The organism is Pseudomonas sp. LBUM1662 (genome assembly GCF_059695915.1).
Map to the genome: position 1 here is coordinate 4,648,226 of NZ_CP166793.1, position 22,889 is coordinate 4,671,114.

Below are 22,889 nucleotides of genomic sequence, written 5' to 3' on the forward strand. Positions count from 1 at the left end.
CTGTCGAGAGAAACGAGGCTGCGATCTTTTGATCTTGATCTTGATCTTTAAAAACAAGATCAAAAGATCGCAGCCTCGTTTCACTCGACAGCTCCTACAGGGGGCCTTGTGGTGCTTCCGTTATGCGATTGCCAGGCGACGCTCCAGCAGGTCCTCAAGCTCGTCGAGGAGTTCGTCACCGCGCAACAGCTCGTAATGCACGCCAGCCAACAAGCGATCAACGCCATGACTGCCGACCTGAGCCTCGAACACCCGGCGTTCGTCGTCGCGCTCAGCCACCCACCAGCGATGAGTCGAGGCCTGGATCGCCGGCAGTTGCCGATGCGCCAGCGCCAGTTGCTTGAGACGTGAGCCGGTGGCGAAGATCTGCGTGAGTTCCCCCGCACCCAATGCGGCTTGTTCATTGGAACCGTGCAACGCTGCTTCGATGACGGCAGTGGAGCCCTCACGCTCACTCAAGCCAGCGGCTTTCAGCGCGATCAACGCCTGAGCCTCATCAGCCGGCAAACCGAGCACAAACTTCAGGAAGTCACCGAGGTCCTCGCGCCAGTCCCCCGCCTCTGCGGTGCCAGCCACGTAACTGTCAACCAACCCGGCAAACGCCACGCTTTCACCCTGGCTTTCCAGCTCATGGGCAACCAACTGCGTCAACGCACCGCCCAACGACCAGCCCAGCAAGTAATACGGCCCTTTGGCCTGCTGACTGCGAATCCGTGCCGCATAGGCTTGCGCCATGGCCAGCAGCGATTCGTCCTGCCAGTGCGGGTCAAGCAGCATGCGGCATTGCACGCCGTACACCGTGCGTCGACCTTCCAGTCGGCGGGCCAGCGGTTCGTAGTCGAACACCGTGCCGAAACCGGCGTGCAGGCAGAACAGCGCCGGCACGTTCGGGATCCGCGCATTCAGCGCCAGCAAGGGGTCCGGCGCTGCTGCAACGGGCTCGGCAGCCTGATAACCACTGAGCTCGGCAATGCACGGTTTCTGCATCAGATCCCGCAGCTTCAACTCAAAGCCCAGTTGTGGCTGGCTACGCACCCGCGAGATGACTTTCAGCACCTGCAACGAGTCGCCGCCCAGTTCGAAGAAGTTGTCGTCGATGCCGACTTGCGGCACGCCGAGCACTTCTTGCCAGATCGCCGTCAGCGCCGCTTCCAGATCGTTGCGCGGCGCACGATAACCGCCGAGCGCCCATTCAGGCGTCGGCAGTGCGCGACGATCAAGCTTGCCGTTGGCCGACAGCGGGAAGCGCTCCAGCACCATGATCCGCGCCGGCACCATGTAATCGGGCAGTTGCGCTTGCAGTTCAGACTTCAAGCGCCGATCCAGCCCGACCGCACCGGCCGCCACCACGTAACCGACCAATTGCTTGCCGGTCGGCGTGTCGTGCACCACCACGGCGGCATCCTGCACGCCGACGCACTCACGCAGACGTGCTTCGATTTCGCCCAGTTCGATGCGGAACCCACGGATCTTCACTTGCTGGTCAAGCCGCCCCAGGTAGTCAATCAACCCGCATTCACGCTGGCGCACCAGGTCGCCGGTGCGGTACATGCGGCCACCGGCCTCGAACGGATCGGGGATGAACCGTTCGGCGCTCATGCCGGGACGCTGGTGATAACCGCGCGCCAGGCATTCTCCGCCCAGGTACAACTCGCCGCTGACACCGACCGGCAACGGATTGAGGTCGGCATCCAGCACGTACAAGCCACGCCCGGCCACACCGCGCCCGATCGGCGCGTACGCCGCGTCGCAGGTTTCGCTGACTTCGGCACGCCACAACAGCGGCGTGACCACGGTTTCGGTCGGGCCATAACCGTTGACCAGACGCTGCGGACGCAAGGCGCGTTTGACCTGCTCGAAGCTGGCCTCCGGCACCGCATCGCCGCCAAAGCAATACACCTCGACCGCCGGCGGATTGCCCAGACGCTCAGCCACTTCGGCCATCTGTTGCAGGTAGGCCGGCGGGAAGCAGGCGACGGTGACGCCGTGACGCTGCATCACTTCGAGGGTTTGTTCCGGGGTCCACAGGCTGTCATCGCGGATCACCAGGCTGCCACCGGCCAACATCACACTCAGCCAGCGCTCCTGCGCACCGTCGAAGGCGAACGACATGAAGTGCAACTCGCGGCTGCGCGGTGCCAGTTCGTAAAGCTCGATGATGCCGCGGCAATGCCGGGCAATCGGTCCGCGCGCCACAGCGACGCCTTTCGGCTGGCCCGTGGAACCGGAGGTGTAAATCAGGTACGCCAGGTGCCCCGGCAACGGATGGGAAACCGGGCACGCAACGTTGTCGGCAACGCTCAACTGATCGAGCAACAGACGTGGCGGACAGTCCGCCGAGGTCAAGCGCTCGCCCAGATCGCTGTCGCACAGCAACAGGCTGGCCGCCGAATCGCTCAGCATGTACGCCAGTCGCTCGGCCGGGTATGCCAGGTCCAATGGCAGATAAGCCGCCCCTGCTTTCAGCACCGCAAGGAACGCAACGATGGTGCGCTCGGAACGCGGCAGCGCCACCGCCACCAGGCTTTCCGGGCCGATACCGCGACCGATCAGTTGCTGTGCCAGACCGTTGGCCTGCGCCTCCAGCTCGGCATAACTGACTTCCCGATCCTCACAGATCAAGGCGATTTTCTGTGGTTGCGCTTTTACGTGTTGATTGAATGCGTGCAGCAAATCAGCGGTGTCATCGGACACCTGCGGCAGACTGAATCGCGCCTCAGGCAAACCAATGTTGCCGAGCAGACACGCAGCATCCTCCGGCAACGCACGCAGCAACCCTTCCAGCTGCGCACGAATCCGCTCGACTTCCACATCACTGAAGCGATCACGCAGGAACAGGTATTCAACTTCCAGGCCTTCTTCATTGGCGCTGACCATCAAGTCCATCGGGAAGTTGGTCACCCCGCCACTGCCGACTTCGGCAAAGCGTAACTCGCCTTCCTCGCCGCCTTTCAAGGCGCGGTCCACCGGATGGTTTTCGAACACGATGATGCTGTCGAACAAGCCCTGCCCACCCTGCCCGGCCCAGCGCTGAATGTCCGACAACGGTGTGTGTTCGTAGTCGCGGACCATCAGGTTGTAATCCTGCAAGTCGCGCAGCCACTCGCCCAGCGGCTGTTGCGGGTCAAGGGTCTGGATCACCGGCAAGGTGTTGATGAACAGGCCGAGCATGTCTTGAGCACCGGCGAGACCGGTCGGACGTCCCGCCACCGTGGCGCCAAACGCGACGCTGCGCTGGCCGCTGTGACGTTGCAGCAACAGCAGCCACGCGCCTTGCACCAGCGTGTTCAGGGTCACTCGTTGACGTTTGGCGAAGCTGTGCAATTTGCGCGTCGCTTCGGCGTCGAGGTTGCTGTACATCACGCCGTGACCGGAACCTGCGGCACCGGAAGCCTTGGCCAGAATGGTCGGTTCTTCAAGCAACGCCAGGCGCTCACGCCAGAAGCCTTCGGCTTGCGCACCGTCCTGGCGTTGCAGCCAGGCGATGTAGTCGGCGTAGCGACCGGTCAGGGTCGGCAGGCTGTCGTTGTGGTACAGGCGCAGCATGTCGCCGAGCAGACGCGAAGCGCTCCAGCCGTCGAGCAACAGGTGATGGTAGATCCAGATCATCTGGTAACGGTCATCGCCCAGACGCACCAGGATGAAACGCATCAACGGCGGGCAGCTCAGGTCGAAGCCCTTGGCCTGTTCCGCAGCCGCCAGTTCGCTCAGCGCCTGTTCGGTGTCGGAGCGCTCCCGCCAGTCGAGCTCTTCAATCGGCAACTCGACATCGGCAAACACCGCTTGCAGCGGATCGGCCAACCCATCGCGCCAGCGGAACGCTGCACGCAGCACTTCATGACGCGCAACCAATGTCTGCCAGGCTGCGCGGAAACGCGACACCTGCAAACCGTCCACCGCCACGCTCAACTGGTTGACGTAGGGGTTGAGTTCCGGTGAATCGAGGCAGTGGAACAACATGCCTTGCTGCATCGGCGACAGCGGATACAAGTCTTGCAGCCCCTCACGAGCCGCGATGTCGATGTGCGGCACCAGCGAGAACGCCTCGACTTTTGGCGTTTCAATCAATGTTGCTTCCCGGCTGCCGGCCACAGCGGCCAAAGCACGAATGGTCTGCTGTTCAAACAATTGCTTCGGACTGAACACCAGCCCGCGCTGCCCGGCACGGCTCACCGCTTGCAGCGAGATGATCGAATCACCGCCCAGCTCGAAGAAGTTCTCGGTGACACCCACCGACTCCAGCCCCAGCAGTTCCTGCCAGATCTCCACCAACAAGGCTTCGGCGGGCGACCCGGCGGCCACGTGATCGTGATTCTGCCGCGTGGCTTCCGGCGCCGGCAGGCCTTGGCGATCAAGCTTGCCGTTCGGCGTCAGCGGCAACGCCGCCAGGCACATCAGATGCGCCGGCAGCATGTGCGCCGGCAGACGGCTGCGCAGGTGAGCCGTCAGCGCTTCACGCAGATCCTGCTCGTCGGCGAGCGGATCGCGTGGCACCACGTAACCGACCAACTGGCGGCTCACCGGCCCTTCGCGGTCGATCACGAACGCTTCACGCACGCCTTCGTGTTCGAGCAGGCAGGCTTCGATTTCGCCGAGTTCGATACGGAAGCCGCGAATCTTCACTTGCTGGTCGATGCGGCCGAGGTATTCGACGACGCCGTCGGCACGGAATCGCGCGAGGTCGCCACTGCGATACAGACGCGCGCCCGGCACAAACGGATCCGGCACGAAGCGTTCAGCGGTCAGGTCCGGACGTTGATGGTAACCCCGGGCGACGCCCTCGCCGCCCAGGTACAACTCGCCCGCGACGCCCACCGGCAACGGCTGCAAACCACCGTCCAGAATGTAGGCACTGCGGTTGCCCACCGGCCGGCCAATCGGCATGAACGCCGAGTCGAATTCGGTATCCGGATACGCCAGCCAGATCAGCGGGGTGATCACCGTTTCGGTCGGGCCGTAGCCGTTGATCAGGCGCTTGGGTTGCAACACCTGCTGGACTTCATCGAACGCGTGCTTGGCCATGCCCTCACCACACGGGGTGTAAGAACGGATCGGCAAATCACGCCCCGCTTCGCCCATGAATTCGGCGATCTGCCCCAGATAGGTCGGGGTGAAGCAGGCGATGGTGATGCCATGCTTTTCGATCTCGGCGCAGGTGCGCTCCACGCTCCACAACTCGTCGTCACGCGGCATCACCGCCGAACCGAAGACCAGCGGCGTCAGCCAGCGCTCATGGGCGCCGTCGAAGCTGATCGAGGCGAATTGCAGTTCGCGATCGTCCGGGGTCATGCCGTACAACTCGCCGATCGACAGGCAATGCATGGCCAACGGACCATGGGCCACGCTGACGCCTTTCGGCCGCCCGGTGGAGCCCGAGGTGTAAATCAGGTACGCGAGGTTTTCGCCGCAGGTCAGGTTGACCGGGTTGGTTTCCGGCAGTTGCTCCAGCGGCTCTCGGTCGATTTCCAGCACCGGCAGGCCTTCGGGCAACGGCAGTTTTTCCCGCAGCCACGATTGGCTGATCATCAGCGCGATGCCGCTATCTTCCATCAGGTAACGCAGGCGTTCCGTCGGGTACGCCGGGTCCAGTGGCACGTAGGCGCCGCCGGCCTTGAGGATCGCCAGCAGGCCGACGATCATTTCCGGCGAACGCTGCATGGCCAGGCCGACCCGCACTTCGGGGCCGATGCCCAGAGCGCGCAGGCGGTGGGCCAATTGGTTGGCGCGACGGTTTAGCTGGTCGAAGCTCAATTCCAGATCGTTGAAGATCAGCGCGGTGGCGGCCGGGCGGATGTCCGCTTGTGCCTCGATCAACTGATGCACGCAGAGCGGGTTTTCCGCCGCCGTGAACGCCGGGTTCCACTCCACCAATTGTTGTGCACGTTCCGGCGCGGTCAGCAGGTCCAGCTCACTCAACGCCGCCTGTGGCGCAGTGACCATCGCCGCCAGCAGCGCGGCCAGATGCTCGCTCATGCGGGCAATCGCTTCGCTGCTGAAATGCGCGCACTGGTAGCTCCAGTTCAGGCTCAGCTGACTCTCGGCGGTGGCCGCCAAGGTCAGCGGGAAGTTGGTGCGCTCATGGTTCTGCGGAATCGAGAAGCTCAAACCGGCCGGCGCGCCCTGTTGCAGCGCTTCGGCCACCGGGAAGTTTTCGAACACCAGCAGGCTGTCGAACAGCGGTTCACCAGCACGCCCGGCCCAACGCTGAATGTCACCCAATGCGGTGAATTCATGCTCACGCAATTCCAGATTTTGTGCCTGCAAGCGGGTCAACCACTGGCCGACGCTTTCCACCGCATCCGGGCTGCTGATCACCGGCAAGGTGTTGATGAACAGGCCGAGCTGGCTTTCAGCCCCCGGCAAATCTACCGGCCGCCCTGCCACGGTCGCGCCGAACGCGACGCTGCGTTGACCGCTGTAGCGTTGCAGCAACAACGCCCAGGCACCTTGCACCAACGTGTTGAGGGTGACTTTTTGCTGACGGGCAAACTCGCTGAAGCGCTGGCTGGTGGCAACGTCGAAGGTCTGGCGATGGTCGGCAAATTCCGCCGTCGACAGGTTTTTACTGTCGCCATGGGCCAGGCTCTGCGCCAGCAAGGTCGGGTTGTCGAGGGTCGCCAGTTGCTCGCGCCAGAAGATCTCGTCGGCGTGGGCATCCTGACGTTGCAGCCAGCCGATGTAATCGGCAAAACGCCCGGTCGGTGCCTGCACGTCCTGCCCGGCATAACGCTGCAAGACTTCGCTCAACAGCAGCGAGTTGCTCCAGCCATCGAGCAACAGGTGATGGTGGGTGTAGATCAGTTGCTGACGCTCATCGTCGAGACGCACCAGGGTCAAGCGCATCAGCGGTGCCCGGGTCGAATCGAGCTGCAGGCGTTCACTGTCGATCAGCTGTGCCAGCGCTTCGGCCTGATCGCTGCGGCCGCGCCAGTCGAGGCTGGTCAGCGGCAATTGCAGATGACGATGGACCAGTTGCACCGGCGCCTCGAAGCCATCCGGGAAGTGGAAGCTGCTGCGCAGGATCGGATGGGTGTCGAGCACCGCTTGCCAGGCGCGGCCCAGACGCTCGGCATCGAGGCCACGGGCTTCGACGCTGAGCTGGTTCACGTACGCGCCGGACTCCGACTCGTACAGGCTGTGGAACAACAGGCCGGCCTGCATCGGCGACAGGGGGTACAGGTCTTCGATCTGTGCCGGCGGCACCGGCAGGCCATCGAGTTGCGTCTGGGTCAGGCGCGCCAACGGGAAGTCCGCCGGGGTTACGCCGCCCGCGCCATCGCTCAGGCAATGGGCGATCAGCGCCAGCAACTCGCTTTGATAATCCGCGGCCAGCGCTTCGATTTCCCGTTGGTCGAAACATTCGCGGCTGAAAGTCCAGTCGAGCTTCAGTTCACCGCCATACACCTGGCCGTCCACCGACAGCCAGTTCGGCAACGGTGCGTCCGCCGATTGCGCGGCACCTCTGGATTCCGTGGCCGGTTTGAACAGGGCGTCTTCGGCGAAGCTCTGGTCGAACTGGCCGAGGTAGTTGAAGGTGACGCGTGCTTGCGGCAACGCAGCCAGCGCCGCTTGGGTCGAGGCATCGCCCATGTAGCGCAACAGGCCGTAGCCCATGCCTTTGCCGGGGATTTCGCGCAGTTGCTGCTTGATCGCCTTGATCGAGCCGGCAAGGTCAGCGGTCGGTGTCAGGCGCACCGGGAACAGGCTGGAGAACCAACCGACCGTGCGAGTCAGGTCGATGTCGTCGAACAGCTCTTCGCGACCGTGACCTTCGAGCTGGATCAGCGCCGAGGCGTTGCCGGTCCAGCGGCTGAGGGTGCGCGCCAGCGCGGTCAGCAGCAGATCGTTGACTTGTGTGCGGTAGATCGCCGGTGCCTGTTGCAGCAATTGGCGAGTCTGTTCGCGGTCGAGACCGATGCTGACGCCCTGGCGCAAATGCCCGGCCTGACTGGCTTGGGCATTGGCCGCCGGCAGCGAATCATTCGCTTCGCTCAGCTGCGTTTGCCACCAGTCCAGTTCGCTGGCAGCGGCTTCGGAACGTGCGTACGCGTCAAGTTTGTCGGCCCAGGCCTGGAAGGCGCTGGTCTTCGGTGGCAGCTCTTGCCCTTGGTAAGCGGCTTGCAAATCTTCCAGCAACACCCGCCACGACACACCGTCCACCGCCAAGTGGTGGATCACCAACAGCAACCGCTGGGAACCATCAGCCTGGGCGATCAACGCCACGCGCAGCAACGGCCCGTCTTGCAGGCTGAGGCTGCGCTGCGCTTCGTCGCACACCGATTCCAGCGAGGCCTCGTTGGCGACGCGAGCAGTCCACAGCATGTCGATCACGTCGGCACTGTCGGAACCGACATAACGCGCCGACCATTGGCCGTCAACCTGACTGAAGCGCAAACGCAACGCATCGTGTTGCTTGAGCAGGCGTTGCAATGCGGCTTGCAGGCGGGGCAATTCGAGGGTTTCACGCGGCGTCAGCAGGACGGCCTGGTTCCAGTGCGCGCGTTGAGGAATCGGCTCATCGAAGAACCAGCGCTGGATCGGCGTGAGTTTTTGCACACCGTCCACGGGTCCTTGTTGCGCCAGCGGTGCGGCCTGTTCTTTCACTACCGCAGCCAGCGCTTGCAAAGTCTGCTGCTGGAACAAGTCGCGCGGTTGCAGGCTCAGACCGGCACGACGCGCACGGCTGACCACCTGAATCGAAATGATCGAGTCGCCGCCCAGTTCAAAGAAATTGTCCTGACGCCCGACCTGCTCCACGCCCAACACGTCCTGCCAGATCTGCGCCAGCAGTTGCTCATGTTCGGTTCGAGGAGGCTCGAAAGCGCGTTGGCTGACTTGCACGGTCGGCGCCGGCAGACGTTTGCGGTCAAGTTTGCCGTTGGGACTCAGCGGCATTTGCTCGATCAGCACGGTCTGCGCCGGCACCATGTAATCCGGCAGGCTCGCCAGCAAATGACTTTTCAGGGTTTCGCGCCATGCGCCTTGCTGCTCGGCATCGGCGCTAACCAAAGCGCGATCCTGCGGCACGATGTACGCGACAAGTTGCTTGCCGCTCGGGCCGTCGAGGGCCAACACCACGGCTTCCTGCACGTCGGCGTGTTCTTGCAGGCGCGCTTCGATTTCGCCCAGTTCGATGCGCAAACCGCGAATCTTCACTTGATGGTCGATGCGTCCGCAGTAGTCGATGGCACCATCGGCGCGATAACGCGCCAGGTCACCGGTGCGGTACAGGCGCTCGCCGCTGCCGAACGGATCAACGACAAAACGCTCGGCGGTCAGCGCACCACGACGGTGGTAACCGCGTGCCAGGCCGACGCCACCGAGGTACAACTCGCCCACCGCGCCCAGCGGCAACGGTTGCAGTTCGCTGTCGAGGATGCAGGTGCGCAGGTTGGCGATCGGACGACCGATCGGCACGCTGTCGCGACCTTCTTCGACGCAAGTCCAATGGGTCACGTCGATGGCCGCTTCGGTCGGACCATAGAGGTTGTAGAGATTGGCGTGCGGCAGACTGCGCAAGATCTGGCGTTGCAGCTCCATCGGCAGCGCTTCACCGCTGCAAATGATCCGCTGCAACGAGGTGCAGGCCAGCGCTTCGTCGGCACCGATGAATGCGGAGAGCATCGACGGCACGAAGTGCAGCGTGGTGATCGCCTGCTCGACGATCAACGCGGCCAGGCGTTGCGGATCGCGGTGCTCGCCCGGCGCCGCGATGACCAACGTGGCACCCTTCATCAGCGGCCAGAAAAACTCCCACACCGACACGTCGAAACTGAACGGTGTCTTTTGCAGCACGCGATCGCTCGGCAGCAGGTTGTAGGCTTCTTGCATCCACTCCAGACGGTTATGCAGCGCCACATGGCGGTTGCCTGCGCCTTTCGGTTTGCCGGTGGAACCGGAGGTGTAAATCACGTAGGCGAGGTTTTCTGCGACCGCAAGGTTCGGCAGATCGGTGCTCGGCAGATCGCTCAGCCAATCGGCCTCTGCGTGCAGGCACAAGGTGCGCACGTTGTCCGGGGTCGGCAGTTGCGCCAGCAAATGTTCCTGGGTCAGCAACAAGGAGATGCCGCTGTCTTCGATCATGTAGCTCAGACGATCAACCGGGTATTCCGGGTCCAGCGGCACATACGCGCCGCCCGCCTTGAGTATCGCCAACAGGCCGACGACCATTTCAAACGAACGGTCGCAGGCAATCCCCACCAGCACTTCCGGGCCGACACCCTGGGCACGCAAGTGATGGGCCAGGCGGTTGGCGCGCAGGTTCAGCTCGGCGTAACTCAGGGATTGGCCCTGGAACACCAACGCCGTCGCCTCACCGTTTTCAACCACGCGTTCTTCGAAATGGCGCTGCACGCAGACTTCGCCCGGATAGGCCTGAGCGGTGTCGTTGAGGTCATCGAGGATGCGCAGGCGCTCGTCGGCGTCCAGCAACGGCAGTTCGGCCAGCGGGGTTTGCGGATTGGCCAACACACCGGCCAACAGGTTGCGCCAGTGCCGAGCCAGATGCTCGATGCGCTCGGCGTCGAACAAATCGGTGGCATAGGTCAGGCTGGCGAACAGCTTGTCGCCCTCTTCCTGGGTGTCCAGTTGCAGGTCGAATTGCGTGGTGTGCGCCGTGGCGTTCAGCGCCTCGACGCGCAGGCCCGCGAGCAGGCCGCTGAACGCCGCCGGTTTGGCTTGCTGGTGGTTGAACATCACTTGGAACAGCGGGCTGTGGCTCAGGCTGCGCTCACCTTGCAGCGCCTGCACCAGTCGCTCGAACGGCAAGTCCTGATAATCCTGGGCATCCAGCGACGCCGCGCGGGTCTGGTCGAGCAATTGGCTGAACGGCAGACGTCCATCCAGTTCAGCACGCATCACCTGGGTGTTGACGAAGAAGCCGATCAGGCCACGGGTTTCCGCACGATTGCGGTTGGCAATCGGCACGCCAACGCGCACATCGGACTGGCCGCTGTAGCGATAGAGCAGCGCCTGGAAACTCGCCAGCAACAGCATGAACGGCGTCACGCCGCGCTGTTTGGCCAAGGTCATCAGGCCGCTGGCCAAGGTCGCGTCGAGGGCGAAATCCAGACGCGCACCGCGCTGGCTCGGTTGCGCCGGGCGCGGACGGTCAGTCGGCAATTCCAGCAGCGGTTGTTCACTGCTCAGGGTTTCACGCCACCAGTTGAGTTGACGCTCCAGTTCCCCCGCTTCCATCCAGCGACGTTGCCACATCGCGTAGTCGGAATACTGGATCGGCAATGCTTCCAGCGCTGCATGCTGGCCTTGGCAATACGCGGCGTAGAGCCGGGAAAACTCTTCGACCAACACGCCCATCGACCAGCCATCGGTGACGATGTGGTGCAAGGTCAGCAGCAGCACGTGGTCTTCGGTGTCGAGTTGCAACAAGGTGACCCGCAACAACGGACCGTGCTGCAGATCGAACGGCCGGGCGATGTCCTGTTCGACGCTGTTCATCGCCTGATCGAGGCGCTGTGCCTGAGGTTCGCCGCGCAGGTCGATCTGTTCGATGGGCAGCGAGGTGAACTCGGCCAGTGTCTGCAGGACCTTCCCGTCGTCTTCGACGAAACGGCTGCGCAAGCTCTGATGCCGCTCCAGCAACACATCGAAACTCTGCTGCAACGCCGCGACATTCAGCGGCCCGTGCAAACGCAACGCGGCCGGAATGTTGTACGCCGAGCTCTGCGGATCAAGCTGCCAGAGGAACCATTGGCGCTGCTGCGCGTACGACAGTTCGAAGGTCGTTTGCGGTTCGGCGGCAGGCGGAATCGGCAGTTGGCCGAAGCTCACGCCCTGCTCTTGCATGCGGGCCAAAAATTCGCGGCGCTTGTCGGCAGGCAGGCCGGCAAAGCGGCTGGCGATGCGCTGGGCAGTGGTGTGTTCCATCAGTTGATCTCCATCTCGTCGAGAAGCGACTCAAGCGCATCAAGACGTGCATCGTTGTCAGCCGGGGCGTGTTGCCCGGCCATGGCGGCATAAGCCTGAAGGTCGGTGGATTCGAACAGCGCGCGCAGCGGCAGCTCGATGCCCAGCTCCAGTTCCACACGGGCACTGGCCTGGGCGGCGAGCAGCGAATGCCCGCCCAATTCAAAGAAATTGTCGCGTCGGCCGATCTGCGCCACGCCCAGCACGTCGGCCCAGATCGCCGCCAGTTGCTGTTCGAGGTCGCCCTCGGGGGCTTCGAACGGGCGTTGCCATTCCTGGGCATCCGGTACCGGCAGCGCCTTGCGGTCGAGCTTGCCGTTGCCGGTCAGTGGCAAGGCCTCGAGCAGCAGCCAATGGCTCGGCACCATGTAATCCGGCAGATCGACCTTGAGCGCGGCGCGCAGGTTGTCGCGCCAGGCGATCGGGTCAGTCGGGGTCTGCTCGGCGACGACGTAGGCGCAGAGCTGCGGCCCGCCGTCGCCGGCGTGCACGCTCAACACCGCTTGGCGCACACCCGGTTGGGCCAGCAATGCAGCTTCAATTTCGCCAAGTTCGATACGGAAACCGCGGATCTTCACTTGCTGGTCGATGCGCCCGAGATAGTCGATGCTGCCATCGGCACGCTGACGCGCCAGGTCGCCGCTGCGATAGAGCCGCTGCGAGGCCTCGAACGGGCTCGGCACAAAACGCTCGGCGGTCAGGCCGAAACGCCCGTGGTAACCCCGCGCAAGTCCGGCGCCAGCGATGTACAACTCGCCCGCCACGCCCACAGGCACTGGCTGCAACTGGCTGTCGAGCAAGTACCAGCGCAGGTCGCGGATCGGCAGGCCAATCGGGCTTTGGGCCTTGCCGTCGAGGTCGGCCAGACGGATCGCACGGTAAGTGACGTGCACCGTGGTTTCGGTGATGCCGTACATGTTGACCAGGGTGGGCTGCTGGTCGCCGAAGCGCTCGAACCACGGACGCAGGCTCGCGACTTCGAGGGCTTCACCGCCGAAAATCACCTGACGCAGCGCCATGCTTTGTGGGCTGGCGCAGGCAATCGGCAACAACTGGCGGAACGCGGTCGGGGTCTGGTTCAACACCGTCACGCCCTCATCACAGAGCAAGCGATGGAATTCCTGCGGCTCGCGGCTGATGTAATACGGCACGATCACCAGACGCCCGCCGGTGCACAGCGAACCAAACAGCTCCCACACCGAGAAGTCGAAGGCGTAGGAATGGAACAGCGTCCAGACATCGTCCGGGCCGAAGTTGAACTCGCCCGCAGTGGCGGTCAACAGACGCCCGACGTTGCCATGGCTGAGCAATGCGCCCTTCGGCCGGCCGGTGGAGCCGGAGGTGTAGATCACGTAAGCGAGGTTGTCCGGGGTCGCCAGTGCGGGCAGGTTGTCGTCGCTGAACCCATCCAGTTGCAACGATTCCAGGCTCAGCACCTGCACACCGTCGCGGGCTGGCAAACCATCGATCAAGTGTTGTTGAGTCAGCAGCAGCGTGATGCCGCTGTCTTCGATCATGTAGCTCAGGCGCTCGGCCGGGTATTGCGGATCGAGCGGCACGTAGGCGCCACCGGCCTTGAGAATCGCCAGCAAACCGATCACCAGCGGCATCGTCCGTTCGGTGGCGATACCGACCCGCACTTCGGGGCCGACGCCCTGCTCGCGCAGTTTGTGCGCCAGTCGGTTGGCCTGGGCGTTGAGCGCGGCGTAGGTCAGTTGCTCGCCTTCGTAAGTCAGTGCGATGGCGTCCGGCCGTTGTGCGGCTTGCGCTTCGAACAACTGGTGCAGGGTCGGCGATGTCGGTTGTGCCTGGAACGCAGGGTTCCAGTGCTGCACCAAGGCCTTTTGCTGCGACCGGTCAATGAGTGGCAGTTCGGCGACGCGTTGCTGCGGATCGCTGACCACCGCGCGCAGCAGGTTCAGCCACTGCTCGGCGAGGCGCTGCATCGACGCTTCGTCGTACAGATCGGTGGCGTAGGTCAGGCTGGCATCGAGTGCTTCGCCCTGCTCCTGAGTGTCGAGCACCAGGTCGAATTGCGTGGTGTGTTGCTGCCAGTGCAGTCGCTCGACGTTCAAATCTGCAACCGTACGCTCAACGCTCGCACCCAATTGCTGCTGGTGGTTGTAGAGCACCTGGAACAATGGGCTGTGATTGAGGCTGCGATCCGGTTGCAAGGCGTCGACCAACTGCTCGAACGGCAAGTCCTGATGCGCCTGCGCGCCCAAAGCGACCTGTTTGACTTGTTGCAGCAAAGCACTGAATGGCTGCTGCCCATCGATCTCGGCACGCAGCACCTGGGTGTTGATGAAGAAGCCGATCAAGCCTTCGGTTTCGAGGCGCGAACGACCGGCGCTCGGCACGCCGACGCTGATGCTCGACTGCCCGCTCTGGCGATGCAGCAAGGTCTGAAAACTCGCCAGCAACAGCATGAACAAAGTCACCTGTTGTTCCTGGGCACGTTGACGCAAACCGGCGAGCAGATCGCGATCCACGTTGAGCAACAGGCTGGCACCGCGCTCGGTGCGACGGGCCGGACGGGTCAGTTCGCTCGGCAATTCCAGCGGCGCCTGGCTGCCGGCCAGTTGCTCGCGCCACCACGTCAGTTGGCGTGCGCCCTCGCCTGCTTCCAGCCAGTCGCGCTGCCAACGGGCGTAGTCGCTGTAGTTCACCGGCAGACTCGACAGATTCGTATCGCCGCCTTCGACAGCCGTCTGATACAACGCGCTGAACTCATCGACCATGACCTGCATCGACCAGCCATCGGCGGCGATGTGGTGCACGGTCAGCACCAGCACGTGTTCGTCGGTGTTCACTTGCAACAGCAACACCCGCCACAGCGGCCCGTTACGCAGGTCGAATGGACGGGCGATTTCTTCGGCGACGGCGGTGTCGACCGATGATTGATCGAGCGTGCGCTGTTCCAGTTGCAGCGCCAGGTTGTCGTGCAATACCGGACGCGCCTGCTGGCCATCCTGTTCGAAGGTCGTGCGAAGGGTCTGGTGACGCGACTGCAATTGGGTGAAGGCTTCGCGCAAGGCGTCGCGGTTCAGCGGGCCTTTGAGGCGCAGCGCGGCTGGAATGTTGTAGGCCGGGCTCTGTGGGTCCAGCTGCCAGAGGATCCATTGGCGCTGTTGCGCATAAGACAAAACCTGCGGCTGATCGACCACGGCACGTTTCAGCAAAGGTTGACCGCTAACACTTGCCAGCGCTGCTCGCTCGGCAAACTCCGCCAGATTCGCGGCAGAGAACAGGCTGCTCACCGACAGTTCGAGCTGCAACTGTTGGCGCACCCGCGAGATCACTTGCAGCACCAGCAACGAGTGCCCGCCCAGTTCGAAGAAGTTGTCGTCGCGGCCGACTTGCCCGACCTGCAACACGTCCTGCCAGATCAGCGCCAGTTGCGTTTCCAGACCTAGGGCCGGGGCCACGAAATCACGTTGGCCATCGCTGGCCTCGGCACGCGGCAAGGCCCGGCGATCCAGTTTGCCGTTGTTGTTGAGCGGCAGTTTCGGCAGCAGGATCAGGTGATTCGGCACCATGTATTCCGGCAGCGACTGGCGCAGGACGGCTTTGAGGCTTTCCAGATATTCAGCTTCAGAAGCCACCACGCCGTTGGCCACGATATACGCCACCAGTTGCGTGCCGTCCTGAGCGATGACCGCCGCTTCACGCACGTCTTCACGGGCGTGCAGGCAGGCTTCGATCTCGCCCATTTCGATGCGGAAACCGCGGATCTTCACTTGATGGTCGATACGACCGACGTATTCCAGATCACCGTTGGCGTTGTAGCGCGCCAGATCGCCGCTGCGGTACAAACGCGCACCCGGCTCACGGGCAAACGGGTCCGGCAGGAAACGTTCAGCGGTCATCGCCGGACGGTCGAAATAGCTTTGAGCGAGGCAGGCCGGCGCGCCGATGCACAGTTCGCCGACACTGCCGGAAGGCAGCAATTGACCCGCCGCGTCCAGCACGTACAGCGCACGACCGGCGATGGCGCGTCCAATCGGAATGCCGAACGCATCGTTGGCATCGTCGAGACGGCACTCATGCACGCTGGACACCACGGTCGCCTCGGTCGGACCGTAGGTGTTGAGCAAACGCACGTGACTCAAACCGGCTTGATGCCACAAGCGCAGGCCTTCGACCGACATCGCTTCACCGCCGACGTGAACCTGACGCAAAGCACCGAGACTGTTCACCACGCCGCTCGCGCATTCGCGGGCCAGCAAATACCAGTAAGCCGCCGGCAAGTCCGCCACGGTCACGCCGTGTTGGACGATTTCAGCAGCGAGACGACCGGCATCCCACACCTCATCACCGCGCATGATCAACGCCGCGCCGACGCACAGCGCCGGGAAGCACTGTTCGACGAAACCGTCGAAGCTGAAGGTCGCGAACTGCAACACGCGGTCCGCCGCCGACAGCAGCGAATAGTCAGCGGCGCTCTGGCAGAACTCGCGCAACGCGGCATGGGCGATGGCCACGCCTTTGGGTTGGCCGGTGGAGCCGGAGGTGTAGATGATGTAGGCCAGGTCTTCAGCCACCGCGTGGTTATGCGGATTGGTCTCGGAGTAGCCAGCGCTGTCGTCGAGGCTCAGACGGAGCACATCCGTCACCTCTTCCAGCAGGCCGGATTCGCACAGCAGCACATCGAGACGGCTGTCGCCGATCATGTAGGCCAGACGTTCGTTCGGGTATTTCGGATCGAGCGGCACGTACGCGGCGCCACTTTTCAGCACCGCCAGCAGGCTGACAATCAATTGCGGACCACGGTGCAGCGCCAGACCGACACGCTTGCCCGGACCGGCACCGTTTTCAATCAGACGATGGGCCAGACGATTGGCCTGGGTGTTCAGCTGCGCGTAGCTCAGGGACTGGCCGTCAACCTGCAACGCCAGCGCATCCGGGGTCGCGGCGGCCTGAGCGGCGATGTGTTCGTGGGCCAGAAGTGTTGTGGATAACTCGATCGTCGGCGGTTGGCTGATCGCGAGCAGCGCGTTTTTGCCGTCGACATCGAGCAGTTCCAGCGCACCCAGTGCGGCGTCCGGCTGAGAAACCAGTTGCGCCAACAGATGCTGCAAATTGGCCGACAACTCAGCGACCTGAGCGGCACTGAAACGCGCCGCGTCGTAGCTGAAGTCCAGGCTCAGGCCTTCGCCCAGTTCGATGCCCAGGGTCAACGGATAGTGCGTGCGTTCGTGATTGTGCAGGTTGCCGAACGACAAACCGGCCGGTGCGCCCTGTTTCAACGCTTCGGCCACCGGGAAGTTTTCGAACACCAGCAGGCTGTCGAACAACGCCGAACCCTGCTGCCCCGCCCAGCCCTGAATGTCGTAAAGCGGCACGTGCTCGAACTCGCGCATGGCCAGGTTCAGCCCTTGCAACTCGCCCAGCCATTGGCTGACGGTGCAATCAGGCTTCATCGCGCAGACCAGCGGCAGCGTGTTGATGAACAGCCCGAGTTGCTCTTCGATCCCTGGCAGCGGTGCCGAACGCCCGGCGACCGTGGCTCCGAACACCACGCAATCCTGACCGGTGTAGCGATGCAGCAACAGACTCCACGCTGCCTGGAGCAAGGTGTTGAGGGTGACTTTCTGTAGGCGGGCGAATTCGGCCAGACGCTGGGTTGCGCGGCTGTCGAGGGCGACACGAAGTTCCTCGCTGCCTTCGGCGTCAACCGGTGGACGCAGCGCTTCGGCCAGCAACGTCGGTGCTTCCAGCGGTGCCAGTGCGGCTTTCCAGAACTGCTCGCCTGCGGCAGCCGATTGCTGCTGCAACCAGCCCAGATAATCGCGGTATTGCCCGGTCGGTGCCGGCAACGACTGGCCAGCGGCGTAATGCTGGATCACTTCGGCGAGCAACTGCGCGTTGCTCCAGCCGTCCATCAAAATATGGTGACTGGTGTAGATCAGGTGCCAGTCATTGGCGCCCATGCGCACGAGTTTCAAGCGGAACAGCGGCGCGCAGCCCAATACAAAACCTTGCGCACGTTCGACGTCGGCCAGCGCATCGGTGTCTGTTGTCTCAAGCACTTCGAGCGGCAGCGCGACCTGGCGAACAATCGCCTGATGCGCGATGTCGAGGCCTTGCCAGTGGAAGCTGCTGCGCAGGATGTCGTGACGTTCCAGCGCGGTTTGCCATGCTTGGGCAAAACGCTGTGGGTCGAGGCCTTGAATGTCCAGGCGCAACTGGCTGATGTAGGCGCCGACCTCGGGCTCGTACAGGGTGTGGAACAGCATGCCCTGCTGCATTGGCGACAATGGATAGAGGTCTTCAAGGGTCGCGACCGACAATTCGTCGAGTTGCGCCTGACTGATGCGCGCCAGCGGGAAATCCGACGGCGTGGCCTGCGGCACTTCAACGCCGCAGCAGTGTTCGATCAGCGCGTTGAGTTCATGCGCGTAATCGTCCGCCAGACGCTGGATGGTCGCGGTGTCGAACATCTCGCGGCTGAAACCCCAGCTCAGCGACAGTTCGCCGCCGTAGACCTGGCCTTCGACCGTCAGCCAGTTGCCCAAGGGTGCCGAAGGATCCTGGGCTACACCGTTGCCTTCGGTGGACGGCACAAACATCGCGGCGTCGTCGAACTGACGGTCAAACTGGCCGAGGTAATTGAAGGTGATGCGCGGTTGCGGCAACGCGGCCAGTTCGGCGCGAATCGCCGGGGCGCCGAGGTAACGCAGCGCGCCGTAACCGAGGCCTTTGTCCGGCACCGCCCGCAGTTGTTCCTTGATGGTCTTGATTGACGCGCCGAGGTCACTCGACGGCATCAGGTTGACCGGGAACAGACTGGTGAACCAGCCGACGGTGCGAGTCAAATCGATGCCGTCGAACAAGTCTTCGCGACCATGGCCTTCGAGCTGAATCAGCGTGCTGCCCTGCCCGCTCCAGCGGCAAACCGCCCGTGCCAGCGCGGTCAGCAGCAAGTCGTTGACCTGAGTGCGATAGGCCGCCGGCGCGTGTTGCAGCAGTTTGCGGGTTTGCTCGGCGTCGAGTTTGATCTCAAGTTTTTGTTCGAAGCGGTTTTGCAGCGCGCCGTTCGGGCGCTCGCAGGGCAAATCGTTTGGAGCGTCGCGCAGTTCGGATTGCCAGTGACCGAGGCTGTTTTCAAACGCTGGCAGATGATCTTGCAGACGGGCGACCCAGCGCTGATAAGTGCTGGTTTTCGCCAACTTCACGGTGCTGCCGCTGTAGAACTGCTGAAGGTCTTCCAGCAGCACGCGCCAGGAAACACCGTCCACGGCCAGGTGATGGATGACCAGCAGCAAACGCTGAGAACCATCCGCCATCGCCACCAGCAGCGCGCGCAGCAACGGGCCATTTTGCAGATCGAGGCTGCGTTGAGCTTCGTCGCACAAGGTGTTGAGGTCTTCCACCGATTGCGCCTGACGTTGCCACAACACCGACTCCGTGGTCGGCGCCGCGTAGGCTTGCTGCCAACCTTCGGCGGTCTGTTCGTAACGCAGGCGCAAGCTGTCGTGATGGGTCAGCAATTGTTCCAGTGCGCGGTCCAGCGCCTCGACGTTCAACGCCTCGCGCGGCACCAGCAGCAGCGACTGGTTCCAGTGCTGACGCTCGGGGATCGCTTGTTCGAAGAACCACTGTTGCACCGGCGCCAACGCGACCGCGCCACTCGCCGGGCCTTGGTCGATCAGTTGCTGTTCGCCGGAACGGGCAGCCTGGGCCAGGCTGCGGATGGTCTGGTGCTGGAACAAATCCTTGGGGCTCAACACGATACCGGCCTGACGCGCGCGGCTGACCACTTGCATGGAAACGATGGAGTCGCCGCCCAGTTCGAAGAAGTTGTCCTCCAGACCGACGTTGTCGATGGCCAGCACGTCCTGCCAGATCGCCGCGAGGGCTTTTTCCATCGCCGTGCGCGGTGCGACGTGTTCGCGCTGTTGCTGCGAACCGTCAATCGCCGGCAAGGCCTTGCGGTCGAGTTTACCGTTGGGGGTCAGCGGCAGCTGCGTGAGGAACAGCAGGAACGCCGGGACCATGTAGTCCGGCAGATGCTGACGCAGCGCGGCTTTCAGGGATTCACGCAGAGTGGCTTGCGCATCGGCGTCATCGACCAACGCCGGATCGCTCGGCACGATGTACGCGACCAGTTGCTGCCCGTTGACGCCATCCTGCGCCAACACCGCCAGCTCGCGTACGGCCGTTTGCTGCAACAGCCGCGCTTCGATTTCACCCAGCTCGATACGGAAGCCACGGACCTTGACCTGATGGTCGATGCGCCCGACGTATTGCAGCGAGCCGTCGGCCTGATAACGGGTCAGGTCGCCGGTTCGGTACAAGCGTTCGCCGTTGCTGGCGAACGGATTCGGCACGTATTTTTCGGCGGTCATGCCCGGACGCGCCAGGTAACCGCGGGTGATGCCCGCGCCTGACAGATACAGCTCGGCGGACACGCCTTGGGGCACGGGTTGCAGGTCGGCGTCCAGCAAATAACTGGCGGTGTGCTTGAGCGGTCGGCCGATGTTTGCGCGGCCATTGGCCTCGCGGCGAGTCCAGGTCGAATAGGTGGTGTCTTCCGACGGTCCGTACAGGTCGTAGACGTGCTCGACGGTTGGCTGCTGATACAGCGCCTCCACGAGGCTTTGCTTCAGTGGCTCGCCGGCGAGGTTGATGATGCGCACGCTCGGCGGGATCTGCCCGTCGCGCTGCAAGGCATTGATGGCCGACGGCACGGTGTTGATCAGGCGCACCTGATCCCGGGCCGGCAGTTGCGGCAGTTCCAGGGCGTTGCGGGCGATGATCACCGAGCCGCCGTTGGCCAGGGTCACAAACAACTCCCACACCGACAGGTCGAAGCACACCGATGTCGAGGCCAGCACACCCTGGATGTCTTCGCGGCTGTAGACCGATTTCGACCAGTCGATCAGCGCCAGCACGTTGCGATGGGCGATGGCCACGCCTTTGGGTTTGCCGGTGGAACCGGAGGTGTAGATCACGTAGGCCAGGTTGTCTGGCGTGACGCGGGTGACCGGCGCGCTGGCCGGGTAAGCAGTCCACGTCATATCGTCCATGAGCAGCACTTGCGTTTCGGCTGCCACCGTCAAGGTCGCGGCGACCGATTGCTCGGTCAGGAGCACCAGGGCGCGGCTGTCTTCGAGCATGTAGGCAACGCGTTCGGTCGGGTAATCCGGGTCCAGCGGGACGTAGGCGCCACCGGCCTTGAGCACCGCGAGCAATGCGACCAGCAAGCTGTCGGAACGCTGCATGGCCACGCCGACCCGGACTTCCGGGCCGACGCCCAGCTCGATCAGCTTGTGGGCCAGGCGATTGGCCTGAGCGTCGAGTTCGGCGTAAGTCAGTTGCTTAGTGGCAAAGGTCACCGCCAACGCGTCCGGGCTGGCCGCGACTTGCTGGCTGATCAGCTCATGAATGCACAGGTCTTGCGGGAAGCTTTCGTCAGCGCGATTCCAGTCATGCACGATGCGCTGGTATTCGGCGCTTTCCAGCAGCGGCAAATCACTGATGCGCTGCTGCGAATCGCTGACCATGCCTTGCAGCAAATGCGTCCAGTGCTGCGCCATGCGCGCGATGGTCGCGGCGTCGAAGAGGTCGTTGGCGTAGGTCAGCGCGGCGTGCAACTTGCCACCCTTTTCATAGGTGTCGAGGGTCAGGTCGAACTGCGTGGTGCGCCCTTCCCACTCGATCACCCCCAGCGCCAGACCGGAGGCGGTGCTGACCGTGGAAATGTCCGCGACCTGCGGCTGATGGTTGTACATCACCTGGAACAGCGGCGTGTGGCTGAGGCTGCGTTCCAGTTTCAGCGCCTCGACCAGACGCTCGAACGGCAAGTCCTGATGGGCCTGGGCGCCGAGGGCGGTTTCCTTGATGGCGCGCAGCAATTCGTCGACGCGGGTCTGGCCGTCGAGCTTCGTGCGCAGCACCTGAGTGTTGACGAAGAAGCCGATCAGGCCTTCGATTTCGCCGCGGTTGCGGTTGGCAATCGGCACGCCGACGCGGATGTCGGTCTGCCCGGTGTAGCGATGCAGCATCACATTGAAGGCGCCGAGCAACAGCATGAACAGGGTGATGTTGTGTTTCTGTGCCGTTGCCCGCAGTTGCTCGGCCAGTTGCGCGTCGACCGCGAACTCGTAACGGGTGCCGCGATAGCTCGGCATCGCCGGGCGGGGGTGATCGGTGGGCAGTTCCAGCACCGGGTGTTCGTCACCCAATTGCGCCTGCCAGTAGTCGAGTTGACGCGCCTGTTCGCCCGCCTCGAGCCAGCGGCGCTGCCACAGGGCGTAGTCGCTGTACTGGATCGGCAACGCCGCGAGTTGCGGTTGCACGCCCGCCTCAAAGGCGTCGTAGCAGCGGATGAATTCGTCGATCAGCACGTTCATCGACCAGCCATCGGAAACGATGTGGTGCAGGGTCAGCAGCAGGACGTGTTCTTCCTCGGCGAGCTTGAGCAAGGTGACGCGCAGCAGCGGGCCGACCGACAGATCAAACGGCAGCACCGATTGCTGTTCAGCCGCGTTGGCCACCGCCACTTCGCGCTCCGTGGCCGGTAGCGCACTGAAATCCACCTGATCGATGACCAGCGGCACGCTGGCCGGCACTTGCAGCAAGGTGTCCTCTGCCTGGCGCTGGAACACCGTGCGCAGGGTTTCGTGACGCTCAACGAGGCTGGCGAAGGCTTGCTCCAGTGCCGGCGGGCTCAAACGCCCGGTCAGACGCACCGCGCCGGGCAGGTTGTAGGCGCCGCTTTGCGGGTCCAGTTGCCAGAGAAACCACATGCGTTGCTGGGCGTACGACAGCGCCTGGCGATCTTCGGCTTCAACACCGGCAGGAATGGGAAACCGGGCGAAATCAACGCCTTCCTTTTGCAAGGCCGCAAGGAACATCTGGCGCTTTTCCAGGGGCAACCCGATAAACCGGCGAGCAAGTTTCAAGGAGTCTTCAGCATTCATTTCTAAGCATCCGGATCAGTGGCGGGAAGCACAAAG

2 protein-coding genes are annotated in these 22,889 nt (G+C 63.3%); both read right to left on the bottom strand.

What is annotated here, in order from left to right; genetic code table 11:
* Positions 1–120: 120 nt before the first annotated feature.
* Positions 121–11,886 carry a non-ribosomal peptide synthase/polyketide synthase gene (locus tag ACA049_RS21050; RefSeq protein ID WP_497329527.1) on the bottom strand — a complete coding sequence of 3,922 codons (11,766 nt, stop codon included), beginning with the start codon at positions 11,884–11,886 and terminating at the stop codon, positions 121–123.
* Positions 11,886–22,853, bottom strand: a complete 10,968-nt coding sequence (locus ACA049_RS21055) for an amino acid adenylation domain-containing protein (RefSeq protein ID WP_497329529.1) — start codon at positions 22,851–22,853, stop codon at positions 11,886–11,888. The genes ACA049_RS21050 and ACA049_RS21055 overlap by 1 nt, the downstream gene beginning before the upstream one ends.
* Between the last annotated feature and the right edge of the window lie 36 nt (positions 22,854–22,889).